Origin of the sequence: Nostoc sp. (assembly GCF_036917515.1) — a bacterium.
Lineage (GTDB): Bacteria > Cyanobacteriota > Cyanobacteriia > Cyanobacteriales > Nostocaceae > Nostoc.
In genome coordinates this window covers 1-16,067 of sequence record NZ_JBALDE010000234.1, presented here as the reverse complement: position 1 = coordinate 16,067, position 16,067 = coordinate 1, and the positions used below count along the sequence as shown (strand labels likewise).

Annotated in this window: 18 protein-coding genes and 1 pseudogene; 7 read left to right on the top strand and 12 right to left on the bottom strand. The window is 40.0% G+C overall.

Going from position 1 to position 16,067, the window contains the following annotated elements:
- The first annotated feature begins 812 nt into the window (after nucleotides 1–812).
- Nucleotides 813–1,853 carry a class I fructose-bisphosphate aldolase gene (locus V7K89_RS30685; RefSeq protein WP_335194079.1) on the top strand — a complete coding sequence of 347 codons (1,041 nt, stop codon included), beginning with the start codon at nucleotides 813–815 and terminating at the stop codon, nucleotides 1,851–1,853.
- Between the two features lie 109 nt (nucleotides 1,854–1,962).
- Here the strand turns inward: V7K89_RS30685 and V7K89_RS30680 are convergent, their stop codons facing one another.
- The 5 genes from V7K89_RS30680 to V7K89_RS30660 all read right to left on the bottom strand — a co-directional run bounded on the left by V7K89_RS30680 (nucleotide 1,963) and on the right by V7K89_RS30660 (nucleotide 5,843).
- A complete protein-coding gene (locus V7K89_RS30680; protein WP_335194077.1) occupies nucleotides 1,963–2,376 on the bottom strand; it encodes a hypothetical protein in 414 nt (137 codons plus the stop codon).
- Between the two features lie 406 nt (nucleotides 2,377–2,782).
- Complete coding sequence (locus V7K89_RS30675) at nucleotides 2,783–3,478, bottom strand: helix-turn-helix transcriptional regulator (protein ID WP_335194075.1); 696 nt, start codon at nucleotides 3,476–3,478, stop codon at nucleotides 2,783–2,785.
- A 59-nt stretch (nucleotides 3,479–3,537) separates the two neighbouring features.
- Nucleotides 3,538–4,047 carry a hypothetical protein gene (locus tag V7K89_RS30670; protein WP_335194073.1) on the bottom strand — a complete coding sequence of 170 codons (510 nt, stop codon included), beginning with the start codon at nucleotides 4,045–4,047 and terminating at the stop codon, nucleotides 3,538–3,540.
- A gap of 290 nt (nucleotides 4,048–4,337) precedes the next feature.
- Entirely contained in the window at nucleotides 4,338–4,835 is a 498-nt protein-coding gene (locus tag V7K89_RS30665; RefSeq protein ID WP_335194071.1) for a hypothetical protein, read from the bottom strand.
- 390 nt (nucleotides 4,836–5,225) lie between these two features.
- Nucleotides 5,226–5,843 (bottom strand): superoxide dismutase, encoded by a 618-nt coding sequence (locus tag V7K89_RS30660; RefSeq protein WP_335194069.1) that lies wholly within the window; start codon nucleotides 5,841–5,843, stop codon nucleotides 5,226–5,228.
- A gap of 744 nt (nucleotides 5,844–6,587) precedes the next feature.
- Here V7K89_RS30660 and V7K89_RS30655 point away from each other — a divergent pair.
- A complete protein-coding gene (locus tag V7K89_RS30655) occupies nucleotides 6,588–6,782 on the top strand; it encodes a hypothetical protein (protein ID WP_335194067.1) in 195 nt (64 codons plus the stop codon).
- A 102-nt stretch (nucleotides 6,783–6,884) separates the two neighbouring features.
- On the opposite strand, the gene V7K89_RS30650 is transcribed toward V7K89_RS30655, so the two are convergent.
- Nucleotides 6,885–8,438 carry a YcjF family protein gene (locus V7K89_RS30650; protein ID WP_335194065.1) on the bottom strand — a complete coding sequence of 518 codons (1,554 nt, stop codon included), beginning with the start codon at nucleotides 8,436–8,438 and terminating at the stop codon, nucleotides 6,885–6,887.
- Nucleotides 8,439–8,649: 211 nt separating this feature from the next.
- On the opposite strand from V7K89_RS30650, the gene V7K89_RS30645 reads away from it, so the two are divergent.
- The 4 genes from V7K89_RS30645 (at nucleotide 8,650) to V7K89_RS30630 (ending at nucleotide 12,253) form a co-directional block, all read left to right on the top strand.
- Nucleotides 8,650–10,086, top strand: a complete 1,437-nt coding sequence (locus tag V7K89_RS30645; RefSeq protein WP_335194063.1) for a carotenoid oxygenase family protein — start codon at nucleotides 8,650–8,652, stop codon at nucleotides 10,084–10,086.
- A 75-nt stretch (nucleotides 10,087–10,161) separates the two neighbouring features.
- A complete protein-coding gene (locus tag V7K89_RS30640) occupies nucleotides 10,162–10,368 on the top strand; it encodes a hypothetical protein (RefSeq protein WP_335194061.1) in 207 nt (68 codons plus the stop codon).
- Between the two features lie 271 nt (nucleotides 10,369–10,639).
- A complete protein-coding gene (locus V7K89_RS30635; protein ID WP_335194059.1) occupies nucleotides 10,640–11,122 on the top strand; it encodes a hypothetical protein in 483 nt (160 codons plus the stop codon).
- A 273-nt stretch (nucleotides 11,123–11,395) separates the two neighbouring features.
- Complete coding sequence (locus V7K89_RS30630; RefSeq protein ID WP_335194057.1) at nucleotides 11,396–12,253, top strand: lysophospholipid acyltransferase family protein; 858 nt, start codon at nucleotides 11,396–11,398, stop codon at nucleotides 12,251–12,253.
- 67 nt (nucleotides 12,254–12,320) lie between these two features.
- On the opposite strand, the gene V7K89_RS30625 is transcribed toward V7K89_RS30630, so the two are convergent.
- The 4 genes from V7K89_RS30625 to V7K89_RS30610 all read right to left on the bottom strand — a co-directional run bounded on the left by V7K89_RS30625 (nucleotide 12,321) and on the right by V7K89_RS30610 (nucleotide 14,615).
- A complete protein-coding gene (locus V7K89_RS30625) occupies nucleotides 12,321–12,581 on the bottom strand; it encodes a MoaD/ThiS family protein (protein WP_099103963.1) in 261 nt (86 codons plus the stop codon).
- A gap of 271 nt (nucleotides 12,582–12,852) precedes the next feature.
- Complete coding sequence (gene gatC / locus V7K89_RS30620) at nucleotides 12,853–13,143, bottom strand: Asp-tRNA(Asn)/Glu-tRNA(Gln) amidotransferase subunit GatC (RefSeq protein ID WP_335194055.1); 291 nt, start codon at nucleotides 13,141–13,143, stop codon at nucleotides 12,853–12,855.
- Nucleotides 13,144–13,260: 117 nt separating this feature from the next.
- Nucleotides 13,261–13,782, bottom strand: coding sequence for a photosystem I assembly protein Ycf3 (locus V7K89_RS30615; protein WP_335194053.1), 522 nt, complete (start codon nucleotides 13,780–13,782; stop codon nucleotides 13,261–13,263).
- Nucleotides 13,783–13,889: 107 nt separating this feature from the next.
- A complete protein-coding gene (locus V7K89_RS30610; RefSeq protein WP_335194051.1) occupies nucleotides 13,890–14,615 on the bottom strand; it encodes an SOS response-associated peptidase in 726 nt (241 codons plus the stop codon).
- 198 nt (nucleotides 14,616–14,813) lie between these two features.
- Between V7K89_RS30610 and V7K89_RS30605 the strand changes: the two genes are divergently transcribed.
- Entirely contained in the window at nucleotides 14,814–15,425 is a 612-nt protein-coding gene (locus tag V7K89_RS30605) for a glutathione S-transferase family protein (RefSeq protein ID WP_335194049.1), read from the top strand.
- Between the two features lie 121 nt (nucleotides 15,426–15,546).
- Here the strand turns inward: V7K89_RS30605 and V7K89_RS30600 are convergent, their stop codons facing one another.
- Together V7K89_RS30600 and V7K89_RS30595 are read right to left on the bottom strand one after the other, a co-directional pair.
- Nucleotides 15,547–15,774 (bottom strand): DUF167 domain-containing protein, encoded by a 228-nt coding sequence (locus tag V7K89_RS30600; protein WP_335194047.1) that lies wholly within the window; start codon nucleotides 15,772–15,774, stop codon nucleotides 15,547–15,549.
- Nucleotides 15,752–15,976 (bottom strand): annotated as a pseudogene (locus tag V7K89_RS30595) (ribosomal maturation YjgA family protein); the annotation flags it as partial. The gene V7K89_RS30600 and the pseudogene V7K89_RS30595, both read right to left, overlap by 23 nt.
- Nucleotides 15,977–16,067: the final 91 nt, after the last annotated feature.

Genomic DNA, 16,067 nt, shown 5'->3' with positions numbered 1-16,067 from the left:
TTTCTAGCTGATATATCCCTGACATTGTTCATCCTTCATCTGGTTTATTCTTATTCTCTCATCTGTAGTCCAATTTTAGAGAATTGGTATAAGTATATAGGCGATTTAATTTACTGCCTATGCAACAAAGTATTTTTCCTAAAAAATTTTCAATGCTCTTGCTTTTTTGTAAGAGCATTTTTTACATTAATTTATAAAATTTATAGCAACATTATCGGCGATCGCTCCAGAGTTAGTTTCCCACATAACCAGGGGCGATCGCACTTTAAGGAAAGAAAGCATTGATAGGAGTACAGAAAACATATATCGTTACTGAGGAACCAGCTTAGTTATATTAAAACGATTATGCACACAGTATAACAATCTTGGTGTAGCGCAGATTGCTGTCTATCAAAGTAAGAAGCAATCAGCCCCGACCGGGAATAAAGCTATGCTGTACTGCCTCTTAAATACCCTCGATATTTACAATAAATTCATGTATGTAGCAGTCTGCCTTGGTTTTTGAACTGACTAAATACACTGTTCACAAAAGCATTGACAGTTATTGATAATATGTATGAATAAGATTAAATACATACCAAATAATATTGACAGCTAAATCAACAGCTATCCGATCCATCCATTCAGCCTTTCGAGACTTTGGCATAATCAGAACAAAATGTGGGAGAATGAATCTCCCACAAGCAATGCTGACATAGGAGGTTATAGTATCTATACAAAAATAATTTAACAAATAATTTGAGTTATTGCAAAATTTTTGCAATAATTTTAGATAGATAGCGATCGCCAAAACCAACCAAGGGATGATTAACATGAGTACATACGCGCAGGAATTGAGAAACACCGCTAAGGCAATGGTTGCTCCTGGTAAAGGTATCCTGGCAATGGATGAAAGTAACGGTACATGCAACAAGCGATTTGAAAAGTTAGGTATCCCCACGACAGAAGAACGACGACGTGCTTATCGGGAGTTAATTCTGACAACTCCTGGTTTATCGGAATACATCAGTGGAGCTATTCTCTATGATGAAACTATTAGGCAGTTTTCTCAGGCTGGGGTTGCTTTTACGAAGGTGATGCAAGACGGGGGTATGATCGTTGGTATCAAAGTTGATGCCGGAGCTAAAGACTTAGCAGGTTGTCCAGGTGAAAAAGTCACCGAAGGATTAGATGGTCTAAGGGAGCGCATTGCTGAATATTACAAAATGGGCGCACGTTTTGCCAAATGGCGGGCTGTGATTACCATTGGTAATAGTATTCCCAGCGGTACTTGCATTGAAGCTAATGCTCATGCGCTAGCTCGTTATGCTGCTTTGTGTCAGGAAGGAGGACTTGTACCAATTGTAGAGCCGGAGGTATTAATTGATGGCGATCATACAATAGAAGATTGTTACGAAGTAACAGATGAAACTTTAGAAGCGGTATTTAATCAACTGCGTCTGTATAAAGTTGAGTTTGACCAGATGATACTTAAACCTAGTATGGTGATTTCTGGCTTGACTTGTCCCAATCCGGCGAGTGTAGAGCAGGTAGCAGAAATGACTATTCAATGCTTGCTCAAGAACGTACCTGTTACTGTTGCCGGAATTGCTTTCCTTTCCGGTGGACAGAGTAACGAACGCTCAACTGAACATCTAAATGTGATGAATGCTAAATTTGCTTCCCAATGTCCTTGGTCTGTTACCTTTTCCTATGCCCGCGCTATTCAGCAACCAGCTTTAGAATACTGGCGGGGTAATGATGACAAGACATCTGAGGCCCAAAAATTACTCTATCATCGAGCGAAGTTAAACGGAGCAGCCAGCCTGGGTCAGTACAATGCAGAGATGGAAAAAGCACCGACTTTGGTCTGATAGTTTAATTCATGAGTTTTTAGCGACTTTCCTCGACATCAACACAGAATTGTAGCGGCATTTGGGAAATAGTCTTTATCTATCCAGTACCGCTATTTTATTTACACAATCAGTTGCTTGGTAGAGTTGCTTCGACTTGCCCAAGAAACTTAAGTGCTTGTTCTTTGGATTGCATGATGATTTCAGACAGCGCATCTTCCCGACCAAGAGCTTCATAAAACTTGACTAAATCTTGAAATACCGCATAGAAAGCACAATATGCTTGTGTCCGAAATTCCATTGGTAACTTACTAGCCCCCATTATATCTGATGCACTGCTTTGGGCTTTGAGCAAGTAAGTTTCAGTTTCGATTAACTGTCCCATCGCCAAGTGACAATTAGCAAGATTCTGACATGAAAGCACATAGATATGAATTGCCTCGGAATTACTTAAGTAGGAAGTTGCTTCCTGCAATACCTCCTCTGCAATAGTCAATGCTTTTTGATAACAGGCGATCGCATCGTAGTATAACTTTACTTGCATCTTACTGTTTCCTTCCTGGATATGGTTTTTCCAAACCGGATGGACTGTGTTCAGGTTTATTGGAGTGCTGGACATGATAAGTAAGGATAAGAATGAGGTGGGGAAAGCTTAAAAATCTTGATTCTCTCAAGAACCACAATCCTTAATATTTCTTTAAGGGCATCAATACTTATAATTTATAACAATTGCGAATTTATATCAATAAGTTGAAACTGTAACATCCACAACTGCGCTGCCTTACTGACTCTTAAGAGTTTCTCACGGCCGCATTTTTCGCTCTTGCAACATCTAGAACAAACACTTTCTTCGCCCTTACACCCCTACACCCTCACACCCTGGTGTTTCTTAGGATCAAGCGCACTGGCGGCGTACCACCCGCTACAAATGAAATAAACAGCTTTTTTCCCTACTCCCTACTCCTTACTCCCTGTGTTTCTTGAAAGTCAATAGCTTGATCAAAGACAGAAACACGATAAGCGCAGCGGCGATCGCCACTTAAAATATGTTCGACTCGTTCAATGCTAACTGTAGAACCGAGTAACCTTGTGAAGACTTGTAATTCTGAACTGCACAATTGAGGGCACTTTTGGGCAGCAGTACAAATTGAACAGTGATTTTCCACTAACAGAAATTCATCCGGTGACTCCTCAATCACCTCTGCCATATACCCTTCCTGAGTACGCAAGCAAGCAAGCACAGCCACTCGTTCCCGCCATAAAAGACTATCTGACATTTTGGCTGAATAATTTTGAATTTGAGTTTGGGTGCGCTGTGCAATTAACGCCTCTAACCCATCCATCCCAAATAGTTGAGTTACCCCCTCAATTAGATTCACCACCAAGTCAGTGTGATGATTAGGGAAAAAATTCATGGCTTTATCTGTCAAATACCATAGCTTTAGCGGACGACCTACAGCTTGACGTTCTTCTGTATAAATCACCAATTGCTCATCTTGTAGAGTTTGTAAATGTTGACGAATTGCCATTGGTGATACTTGCAACTGTTGAGCTAAATCAGCTGCTGACTGTCGTCCTTTGATTTTAAGTAAATAAAGGATTTGATTTTTGACTTTTACTCGCTCAACTGTAGCAGATTCATCCATGCTAACTGGATAGACTTTTATTGAATGTCTACCTAGATTAACGCAATTTTTAAGAAATTTTAAGTGTTTGGCAAGTAATTTTGTGCTGTCCACCCCAACAATAGACCTAGCCATGCCAATGCGGTTGAGAAAATAATAAATTTTAACCTGCCCCAATCTCTCACTGTTAATACCATCATGACAGTAGAATTGATTGCTGTTATTAACCCAATGGCAATTGGTTGGGAAACTGGCAAGTGGGATTTTACTTCATGGACGAGTATAGTTATGGCACTGCTTATCAACCCTGAAGTCAAAGCTATCAGCATTTGTTGAAAATAATTCTCTCTAGTGTAGTGTATGTTTGAGTTATCAAAATTTGCTAAATGCCAATGGTAAAAGAGAATTCCTAAACCCCATAATCCAAAATTAATTCTCAAGTTTCCCAAAGCAAATCCGACAATTGCATAGATTAAAACTATGATGCAACTAAGAGAAATAACTCTATCAATTTTGGTAACTCGATAATTTTGATAAATGTAATTAAATTTACGCATATAGCGATCGTATTTTATTTCTGAAAATTTCAAGCTACAGATCCCTGACTTTTCAAAGAAGTTGGGGATCTGGTTTCTCAGTAAAGATGTGAATTATTATTGCGTTTTGTACAGTGATAAATTAAATTGCATCGCAACAAATTAGTGTCATCAAGTTAAGCTTTATCTAGTTTAGGCTTGCAACAATTTGTTTTGATGCAGCTTGTAAGTTTCCAATACTGATATTAGGCTGAACGCAATCTTAGTCCAGGCTTCACGCCCTCAATGACACAAAGCAAAGCATAGCAACAAATAAACAGTCACTGTACAAAATTTTTGTAAAACTACAAAATGCTCGGCCAGGAAAGAGTCAATAGCATGATTATATTACTTGACCAAAACAAAAGCAAGAGCCACAAAATACTACTAATCAACCTGGAGTTCGGTTGAGAGAAATGAGTGGCTTTGAGAAATTGCTGCTCATGCCAAAGTTGCCAAACTCGAAATGCAGTGTAGAGTGTACCAATTAGCACTACTAAACTTGGAAACCAAACCCTACTTACTACTCCTTCGGTCACAATTTGGATTATAAGAACCAGCAAATACAAGCCAAAGATTTTACGAAGTTGAGGATATTTAAACCAAATAACAAATGCAATCGTAGGAAGAATAAGTCCAATTGCGATCGCCAACCAGATCCAGACTCGAATAAATCTCACCCCAGCATCGCTGTAGTTAATCACTTGACTAATTGGTAATACTTCAATTGAGGTAAGCCAACCTACAAGTACCACTACTAAAGTTGCTAGCAGCACAAATATGAATGCTATTCTCCAATTCATTATGTTCTCCGAGTCATTATCTGAATTACTGCGAATCCAGAAAATGATTAATTCGTTATTTAATTTAGGTAGGTCGGCGTAAATATTTGTAGTTAAGAGAAAACAGGAGGTAGGAGCGTAGAAGGTTTTAGCCTAATTTACATAGTTTGTTTTTATTGTGCCAACTTACTTAAAAGTTTGGTTTATCCCCCTTACCTACTTAGTACCAGGTTGAACCCTCGTAAATTTGCGAGGGGATTGTTATAGAGAATTAGTATTATATCATGTCCGGCAACCTGAGTAAAAAATGTTCGTAGTCAGGACTGAGTATTCTCAAAGTTTACTACGCAAACATTACAAATCAAAGTTTTTATTATGGGTATTTTACCGGACATGATATTACTTGATTAATTAGAGACTAGTTGATGTGGCTAAACGGTTGTTCACCTCGTTCCAGTTAACTGTATTCCACCACTGTTTGAGATACTCTGGACGACGATTTTGATAGGTAAGGTAATAAGCGTGTTCCCAAACATCGTTGCACATAATAGGATAATGACCTTCAGACCAAGGACAATCTTGATTAGGTCTACTTGTCACCTCCAATTTACCCCCAGTAGTCCGAACCAACCAGACAAAACCACTACCAAATTGCTTGGCACCAGCATCATTAAACTGGGTTTTGAAGTTTTCAAAGTTACCAAAAGTTTCATTAATGACTTCTGCAATGGCTCCTGTGGGTTCACCACCAGCATTGGGAGCCATCAAAGTCCAAAATATTGAGTGATTAAAATGACCTCCGCCATTATTGCGAACTGCATTACGAACCGCTTCTGGCAAAGTGTTCAATTCACAAATCAATTCCTCTATGCTTTTACTTTGTAAATCTGGATACGATTCCAGCGCAGCATTTAGGTTGTTAACATAGCCACCATGATGAAAATCATGATGAATCTCCATTGTTCGTGCATCAATGTAGGGTTCTAAGGCATCTGTAGGATATGGTAGAGGTTCCAAATTGTATGACATAAACTCTTTTTTCCCTCAATAATAGGTTTTGATAGATTATTCTATCAAAAATTTTGACAGTATAATCTATCAAAAGTCAAAAAAGCTTACCATATAAGTTTTTGGGGGATTTTGTAAATGTGTACTCTTGTAAAGAAGCAAGCTACGCTTTGCGTTGCAGCAGGCTAGTACAGCACGGTGTAAATAAGCAGACGATTGAAAAACCTTAAAGAGCTTAGGGACTTCCAAAGAATAAATTGTCCTAAAAAATTAATTTTTAAGCATCTAATTAATAACTGACTTTTCCCGTTAAGTCTTAAAAGCACGAAATAGCACGGGTTTCAGGCTAAAATTTCTTATCAATAACTTAAAATTAATGATAATGAATCACCAGAGAATAGGACTTTGGGCTAGGGGTATAGTAAGCGTTGGCGCAGCCCGTCGTAGACATCGCTCAATCAAGGAGATAACGGGAAAAGTCAGATTACCTGACTCCACAAGTAAGTTCATAAATCAAATAGAATCGCTATAATTGCACTTTTCTGAATATTCAGGTAGACAATTACGTAAATAGTAATGCTTATAGTTGCATATGTATATACACAAAAGATAGTTGATTCATCAAATATTTTTCTTTATCTTATTTATTAAACAAGCGAGCAACAGTATTGAACGTAACTAAAGACAAAACATACAAGAATAGTAATAACAATCTTCTTGTATTTGCTTTTGTTACTTCAAAGGTTATTATTTTAGGAGTAAATCATGGACATTGGAAACTTATCTTGCCTGACTGCACTTACTGATGAAGATGCCAGCAAGGTCAATGGTGGTTACATTGATTATGACAGCATTGCGAATTCTACATTTGATTTATATGCATCTATAGGCAACTTTTTTGATAACGTAGGTTTAGATGGTAGTTCTTGGTATGCAGCAGGTTTGAATTACTTTTTTTAATTCCAGCCCCATCTTTTAAGGGAGATCCAATAAATAAATCAGCAAGCGCCTTCGCAAAGCTGCCATAAGGCAGCTTTGCTCCACATCAGTTAATCGCATATTCTAACCCTTAGCTTCCGTATCTTCCTCAACCGCCTCAGATTTTTCTGTTAACGGCTTTACTACTCGCGCGATCGCTTCTTGAATAAAAGCTTTAATAAATTCATCTCGGCGATTAATTTGAAACTGTCGCTGCACAACTTCCGTCATTCCACCATCACCCCAATCTTGGTCATGACGAAAATATTCAATAAAACTTTTACCTGCAATTCGCGTTAAATAAGCTGCTGTCACGCCTTGAATCGCCCTACCAACAATAAAGGTGGCAACATTGAGTTGCAACGCTGTAGATAATAATTGAATTGCTCCTTTGATAATGCCCAAACTGGCGAGCGTTTTCGCTAAAGAAAGAGCTAACTCTCGTCCCCGTTCCATATTCAATTCACAGCCGTAGACTCTGCCAATTTCCACAACCATTTGAGCATTAACAGCAGCTGTCGCCAGCAAATCTACCACTGGTATCGGCGTGACTGATACCACACCAGCACCAATCCATTGAAATCGTTCTACAATTTTGTCAGCTTGACGGCGACGCTGGCCATCGATGAGTTTTCGCGCCTCGTCTCCTAATCGCAGAGATTGCAAAAGAATATTATCCGCTACCAAATCTTCACCTTCAGCGCGTAAAACAGCAGCCGTGCGTCGCAGCAAAGGCACAATATCGGGTTCCGGTTGGAAGATTTCGCCAGTTTCAAGTTGTGCAGGTTGGGGATTAGCAGCGATCGCTACCACATCATTAGTAGCAATAAATCCCCGTACCCGTTGACGCAATCTCGCGAGGATGGATTCTTTATCTTCATCTGTATATAAATCAGTTTTGTTGAGAACTAGGAGCGATCGCTTGCCAATTTCTGCTAATCCTCGCAGTGGTTCATATTCTGAACGGCGTAAATCATTATCTACTACAAACAACAGTAAATCTGCTTCTGTTGCCAGTTCTCGCGCCATCTGTTCGCGTTCCGTTCCCGCTACCCCAGCTTCTAAAATCCCCGGCGTATCTGTAATTAAAATCTTGCGTTCTAATCCCTTGAGCCGCAAACAATAGGTTTCTCCAACCTGAGTTGTACCCATCGGTGCATCCACCTGACCGACCATGCGTCCCATAATCGCATTTACTAAAGAAGTTTTGCCAGCACTCCCCGTACCAAATACCACTACTTGAATTTCGCCCCGTGCTAAGTTGGCTTCAATCTCTCGCGATCGACTTAATAAAGCTTGGCGTGTGACTTCATCTTGAATTTGTGCTACCTGTTGTCGCACAGCTTGGAGAGTTGTAGAAGCAGCGTCAGATTTAGCAGCCGGAACTTGCGCCGCAGTCACTCGCTTTGGGTTGCGACGCGATCGCTTTTCTCCTGACTGAATCACCAATACATAATAGACAAATGCGGCAACCAAACCTCCAATCAGGACAATCAGCAATAACAGCAACAAATTGCCTAGCAACGGCGAATAAGACAATTGCCAATAGAGGCGTGATAGGGAATCAATTAGCCATAGGACTAGCCCCAAAATGACAATTAGACCGACAATCAGCGTTACTATGCGTGACAGAGGCATGGCTGGGAAAGTTTAGTAAGTATTCAGTAGGCAGATGCTTCTAATCTTAATAGTTTCAGCATTTTTTACCAGAGTAGTGAGAAAAAGGCAGGAGAAAAACAGCCTTTCTTGATAAACCAACAATACTCACTCCATTTTTTGCATCTTTAAAAAATTGCCACAATGTAAGAATGCAATTGTTTACATTATCAATCTTTCCAAAAGTTTTAGTATGCAGACGATTACTAAAAAGTCAATAAATAAATCCTGGGCTGGTGCGCTCGCAGAACCAGCAAAAGAATTTCCCCTTACTCAACTGTCAATTATTTCTGGCAAAATTCCAGATGGCTTGCGTGGCACTCTTTACCGCAATGGGCCTGCACGGCTAGAACGCGATGGCAGTCGTGTGGGACATTGGTTTGATGGAGATGGGGCAATTCTCGGCGTCCATTTCACAGATGCAGGTGCTACCGGAGTCTATCGCTATGTGCAAACAGCAGAATATCTAGCTGAAACTGAAGTGGATAGGTTTCTTTATGGTGTCTATGGTATGCATCCGCCAGGTCCCATCTGGAAGCGCTGGGGTCAACAAATCAAGAATGCAGCGAACACTTCAGTGTTGGCTTTACCTGATAAACTGTTGGCTTTATGGGAAGCAACCAATCCATATAGCCTTGATTTGCAAACTTTAGAAACGAAGGGATTAGATGATTTAGGCGCTTTGGATAAAGGATTACCTTATTCTGCTCATTACAAGCGCGATTCACAAACAGGCGAAATTTTTAACTTTGGAATCAGTATCGGAAGTTCTGTACAACTGAATCTCTACAAAAGCGATGCTACTGGCAAAATTATCCAAAAAACTGCTTTTAAACTAGATCGCTACTCGATTATGCATGATTTTGTTTTAACTCAAAGGTATCTGGTATTTTTCATGCCACCGATGCGGATGAAAATGCTGTCACTTTTGCTAGGTGTGACTACCTTTAGTGAATCTTTGTTGTGGGAACCTCAATTAGGAACCCAGGTGTTAATCTTTGACCGGGAAAACTTATCCTTAGTGAGTCGTGGTGAAACTGATCCTTGGTTCAATTGGCATTTTGGCAATGGCTATGAAGATCAAGACGGTTCCCTGGTTCTAGACATGGTGCGATATGCAGATTTTCACCAAACTAATGAGTATCTCACAGAATTTGCAACTGGTGAGACGCATACAGTTACTAAAGGAACATTGTGGCAAGTGCGCCTCAATCCTCAAACTGGTAAAGTGACAGCAATACAGGAAGTTGTCAACCGCAAGTGTGAATTTCCTGTAGTGCAGCAATTGCAAGTTGGGCAACCTTGGCGCTATACTTACATATCATTAATGCCCCAAAGAGAGAATATAGACAAAGAATGGTTCGGTGCGATCGCCCGCTTCGACTACAAAACCGAAACTCTCATCGAAGCAGACTTAGGAGAAAACCGCTATCCTTCAGAACCCATCTACGCCCAAGATGCCCAAAACCCCAAGCAAGGCTGGGTGTTAACCGTTGTATACGATGGTAATTCTCATAGTAGTGAAGTTTGGATATTTGATAGCGATCGCTTAGATGAAGAACCTGTTTGCAAACTAGGATTACCTAGCGTCATTCCCCACAGTTTCCACGGCACTTGGAACCCAGCGTAACAATTCAAAATTCCAGATTGAAGGGAAATTGATAATTGCTAAAGTACAGTTTTGCGTAAAAGCGTAGCGTTTTTAATGCAACAGGAAACATTGACATTGCAGGGCGACGCATTAATAATGCAACGGGAAACATTGGCATTGCAGGGCGATGCATTAACAATGCAACGGGAAACATTGGCATTGCAAGGCGACGCATTAACTAATGCAACAGGAAACATTGACATTGCAGGGCGACGCATTAACAATGCAACGCGAAGCATTGGCATTGTAATACCAGTTTAAAAAAAGAATGCGACAAATAGACCATTTGTAGAGACGCGATGAATCGCGTCTTCACCCAAGGATGTGTTGCAATCATTAATTGAATTGGTATAAGATATTGCCAAATTTAATTCGCTATGAATTTATAAGATAGTGTACTAAGTTAGGACTTATGCACAAGAGATCCCGTAACCTCCTTAAAAAGGGGGCTTTTAAGTTTTCAGTGCGTAAGTCCTGCAAGTGTAAAAACGTAGTATTCTATATATTGGTATCTAAAAATAAGTCCAAAATCATGAGGAGAAACCCCATAGCATTACTACTTAGCGGAGTGATTGTCAGCTTCGGGCTGTCATCATTGTTAGCTCAAGCACAACAAAAGGTTTCTGATGCCCAAGTCGCGGCAATGGTAGAAGCGCTGCGACTAGCAGCACCACAGACTGGCATCGCCAATGATGGACTTTATAGTGAATGGCAAGTTAAACCAGAAACCTTAAAAGGCTGGTCGAAATATTGTCTTAAACAAGAACTAACACCAACACAGTTTGAAAATAGCCCCGCGAAGGCACGCCAAGTTATATCTTGCATCACGCGCCGTGAGTTAAACAAGCAATTTATCGCCACTAATAATAATGAAACTGCTGCTGTGCGTGGCGTCGGTTGTTGGTGGATGACTGGCAGCTATACAGGCTGCAACAGCGGATTTACTGCTACATATCTTCAAAAAGTTGTGGGTTTTTACCAGCAGCAGCGTTCAAAACCAGCAACTACTCGATAGACATCACCAAATTAATCGCCGCGATGTGACAATAGAAATATGAGTGAAAAAGAATGTAGAGATGTAGCACTGGTATGTCTCTACAAAAGTTATGGATAATGCATATTTAATTTCACCAAATGTTTAATGATTAAGCGATCGCAATTAAGGAAAATCAACTTCTATGCGTCTACGTTGAGTTTAATAACAGAGTTCTAGTCTTAACCCAACTGTATTGAGTTATATCTAAACAAGGGATTGTTTGAACTTTGCCAATCTTGTTAAAATGCCTCGATGTCAAAAAAGCAACATTTCTTAAACACAAAACCCGGTTGGTCTTTGGATGAGCGAGATCCAAAGTTCATAGAATCTCTGATGCCGCTGTTTGGCTTTTTGTATCAGTACTATTTCCAAGTTCAAACTAGTGGCTGGGAGAATATTCCACCCCAACAAAAAGTCTTATTTGTTGGTTCGCACAATGGTGGACTTGCAGCGCCTGATATGTCAATGATGATGTACGACTGGTTCCGAAGATTTGGTGTAGAGAAACCAGTTTATGGTTTGATGCATCCCAAGGTTTGGCAAGTTAGCACGCCACTAGCGCAATTAGTCGCTAAGGCTGGAGCAATCATCGCTCATCCAAAAATGGCTTACACTGCCTTACGCTCGGGAGCGAGTTTACTAGTTTATCCTGGTGGAGCCGAAGATCTCTTCCGACCGAATTATTTACGTAACAAAATTTACTTAGCAGGGCGACAAGGATTTATCAAGTTAGCGTTACGGGAAAATGTGCCGATTGTGCCTGTGATTTCTTGGGGCGCTCACGATACACTCATTATAATTGCTGACTGCTACAAAGTTGTGCAGCAACTCCACAAGTGGGGAATGCCTTGGCTATTAGGTATCGATCCAGAAGTTTTTCCAATCTATCTTGGACTGCCTTGGGGATTAGGAATTGGACCATTGCCGAATGTTCCATTACCAGTGCCCATATATACGCAAGTTTGTCCGCCAATTGTATTTGAACGCTACGGACCTGAAGCAGCTAGCGATCGCCACTATGTCAAAGAATGTTATGAATTAGTTGTTAGTCAAATGCAGCAAGAGTTAGATAACTTAATAAAGCTAACTGCCAAGACCAATTCTCTTTGAATAGTTATGAGTTATAAGTTTTAAATCTTTAACTTATCACTCATAACTCCTAACTCATAACTGTTTCCTAGCCGCCGCTGACTGGTGGAATCAACACAACCTCATCCCCATCTTGTAGTAGGGTATCTGGTTCGACAAATATCAAATTAATCCCAAAACGGGTTATATCTCGCCATTGTGAGAGTTCAGGGTGTTCAGCTATGAGGCGGTCGCATACTGCTTTGACTGGCATACTATTAGGAAATTCCAGCACCAGTTCCGAAACCCTAAAGGCTTCTTGATAAGCAGCGAATAACTTGACGGTAACGGTGATGACAGATTTAGACATACAACATACTTTGGCAGTACGAGCAAGTGTTTTAATACTTGACAATTACCCTGTACTGTTGGCGTTAATTATATATTACTAACTGGATAATTTCATCTCATGTTTAGTTCAGTCCGGCTTGAAGCAGAAGTAACCCACGCACAACTAGGTGTGATTTAAGCAAAACCGGAAATTGTTCCCTTGATTGCTTGCAAGGAGGTACTCTATACCTTTGTTTTCACAACTGATTTGTTTATGGGGTTTCCCCTTATCCCTTTGTCCTTTTTTATAACTATTCAGCATTGAGGATTTTTGGTACTTTGAAAAATTCGCCTTCCTGTTCAGGTGCACTGTTGAGAATACTTTCCCGGTCAGGATAGGGTTGCAATTCATCCTCTCGCGTGATATTGCTGACATCAATCGCGCGTGTTGTTGGCAGCACATTACTGACATCAAGTTCATTCAATTGTTCGATATAGTCCAAAATACTTCCCAACTGGGTAGTGAATTGTTCCTCTTCTTGTGAAGTCAATTCTAAACGAGCAAGATTAGCTACTTTGTGAACTTGTTCTTGGTCAATCATCTTTTTTTAGTTAGGAGTTAGAGACGCGATTAATAAACCCCCGCAACGCGCTGGCTCATTAATCGCGTCTACATGAGAGTTAGGAGTGATTGATTAATAATTTTTAACTCATCACTTTTAGAAGAATACGTCAATTTGCGATCGCCCGGTGGTTTTCAGCCAGTTTTGAGCTTCGACGTAGTTATTGGGGGCCATGCGAATCGCACGAATCCAATAGTCTGCTGCTTGGTCAAAAAGTGCTTCACCAGCCTCGTTATCTCCAGCTTCTTTTTCTTTTTCGCCTTGGTAATGGTAAATCACAGCGATGTTGTTCAAAGCTTGGGGCATACGTGGATTTAAGTCAATTGCCTGGTGATACAGTTCTAAAGCTTTGTTGTGGTCGCCATTGCTGGCATAGATTAGCCCCATATTATATAAAATATAGCCGCGATCATTGGTATCTTCCTCTAGCGTTAGAGCTTCTTCATAGTATTCCAACGCCTCAGCATATTCCCCTTCCGCTTGGGCCGACATACCATCTCGATAATAAACAAACGCTTCTTTAGCTTTTTTGTTGGTTGGCAGGATCTTTAGAATGATATCTGCCATCACAGTAAAGGATTTGTCAATAAAATTATCGTTTTTTTGTGTTCTTGGCATATTTATCTCTGGGTATTGGGTATTGGAGATTGGGCATGAGGCATTGGGAAAACACGTTTTTATCCTCTTGTCTGCTTGTCTCCCCTATTCCATAGTTCACTCAATAGCTAATTTAACTGATTTGCAGGGGCATTCTTCTCACTCAGGGGTACGATACATTCTGAATTATTATGTCGAGAGTTGTTTACCAAGGTGCTCACTGGATATGCAGTCATTGCTGACGCTGGATAGGGACGCAATAGCTGTTGTAGGGTTTGGGGCGTTTCTACTTGAGAATCTAGCCATAAATCGTAATCTTGTGGTTCCAGAATCACTGGCATCCGCTCGTGGATGGGTTGGAGTAATTCGTTAGCTGCCGTTGTCAAAATTGTACAAGAGATTATTTCTTCATTAGCAGGCGTTCCCGCTTCGGGTTGCCGAAGGCATCGCCATCTCTCCCACAAACCTGCAAAACCGAAGGGTTGCTCATCTCGAAGACGAAAATAAAATGGCTGCTTCTTACCTTGTTGGCGTTGCCACTCATAAAAGCCATCAGCTAGCACTAAACAGCGTCTGTACTTAAAAGCCGAACGAAAAGCAGGTTTTTCGGCAACAGTTTCTGCTCTAGCATTAATCAGCTTTGTCCCCATTCCTGCATCTTTCGCCCATGACGGAATTAATCCCCAATGTAACTGCTTAAATTCCCGCTTTTTGCTTTCGGGATTTTGTAACACTGTCGCCACCATTTGCGTAGGTGCAATGTTATATTCGGCTGCCAAATCAGGAACTGACTCGACATGGAAAACTTCAGACAATCCTGCTGCCGACTGGTTTAGAGTAAATCTTCCACACATAGTTTTATTTTCGACTACTAATTAAATTAAACATCTCAATCTATAAATAAATAATATATTTTTTTATTTTCTCGAATAATTTGCTGTAGTACGTTCAGATACTAAATACAAAAAAATATCCGGTTTTGGGAAAATCTTTTGGTAAAATATTGTATTTTGAACCTTTGCTTATCAACATATTTCTAACTGTATTTTAACATGGAACTACTACATCTGTACGATTTTTTACCTTCTGGTCATGGTTATAAGATACGTCTTTTATTGACACAACTAGGTATGCCTTTTGAGAGGATAGAGCTTAACATCTTGAAAGGCGAGACTCGAACACCAGAATTTTTAAGTAAAAATCCTAACGGTAAGATACCTGTTTTGGAAATCGAGCCAGGGAAATATTTGGCAGAATCAAATGCCATATTGGTTTATCTGAGTGAAGGTACAGAGTTTTTACCTTATGACCGCTTTTTACGAGCGCAGGTGCTGCAATGGTTATGTTTTGAACAATGTAGCCATGAGCCTTTTATTGCTACATCAAGATTTTGGATTTCTATTCTAGGTAAAGCTGAAGAATATAGTGAAGCTATCAAACAAAAACGCAAACCAGGCTATGCAGCACTTAACCTAATGGATAAACACTTAACTTCTCAAGATTTTTTTGTGGGAGAACATTATACGATTGCTGATATTGCCTTGTTCGCTTATACTCATGTAGCTGATGAAGGTGGATTTGATTTAACACAATATCCTGCTATTCAAGCTTGGATAGAAAGAGTTAAAACTCAACCAAGGTATATCAGTATTACACAAACATAAAAATTAGATTTTGCAAGTTTCTGTCTCTCGTTTCTTGTCTCTACTAGAGGATATCCAGGGTAGGATGTAGCTCACATCAGAAGGCATCAAAGTCGTCAAAAAAGGTATTATTAAGTAGCAGTTAGGTATTTGTATCAATTTCCATCAGCTTTTGCTGAGAGGACAAACCTAACTTAATTCTGATATGAGACTTAGGAACATCAAATTTATCTGCTAGTAGTTTAATTAACTCTTCATTAGCCTTACCATCAACAGGGGGCGATTTTAAATACACAGTCAGACTGCTATCAGGTTGTTCTTCAATTCTTTGCTGTTTTGAATTAGGTTTAACCTTGACTTTTTTTTGCATAACCTATTCTGTGTAATTGTCGTAGCCACAACCAACCTAAAATAGAACCCAATACATAATGAGGAAAATCCCACCAAACAAAGGTCGTACCAAGTAACAATTTACCTATCAAGGTGGCGCGAATTTGCTCTAATAGTGGCGGATGCCAAAGTTGCAATAATTCTAGTATACATGTGATGGTAAAAACCCATATAGGAATTTGGGCGTTGCATAAGTGCGGGATGAATCAGGTTAACACGGGTATTTTCCCGTACTTCAAGTAATGAAGTAATAATCGAATTGAATACTTCAGC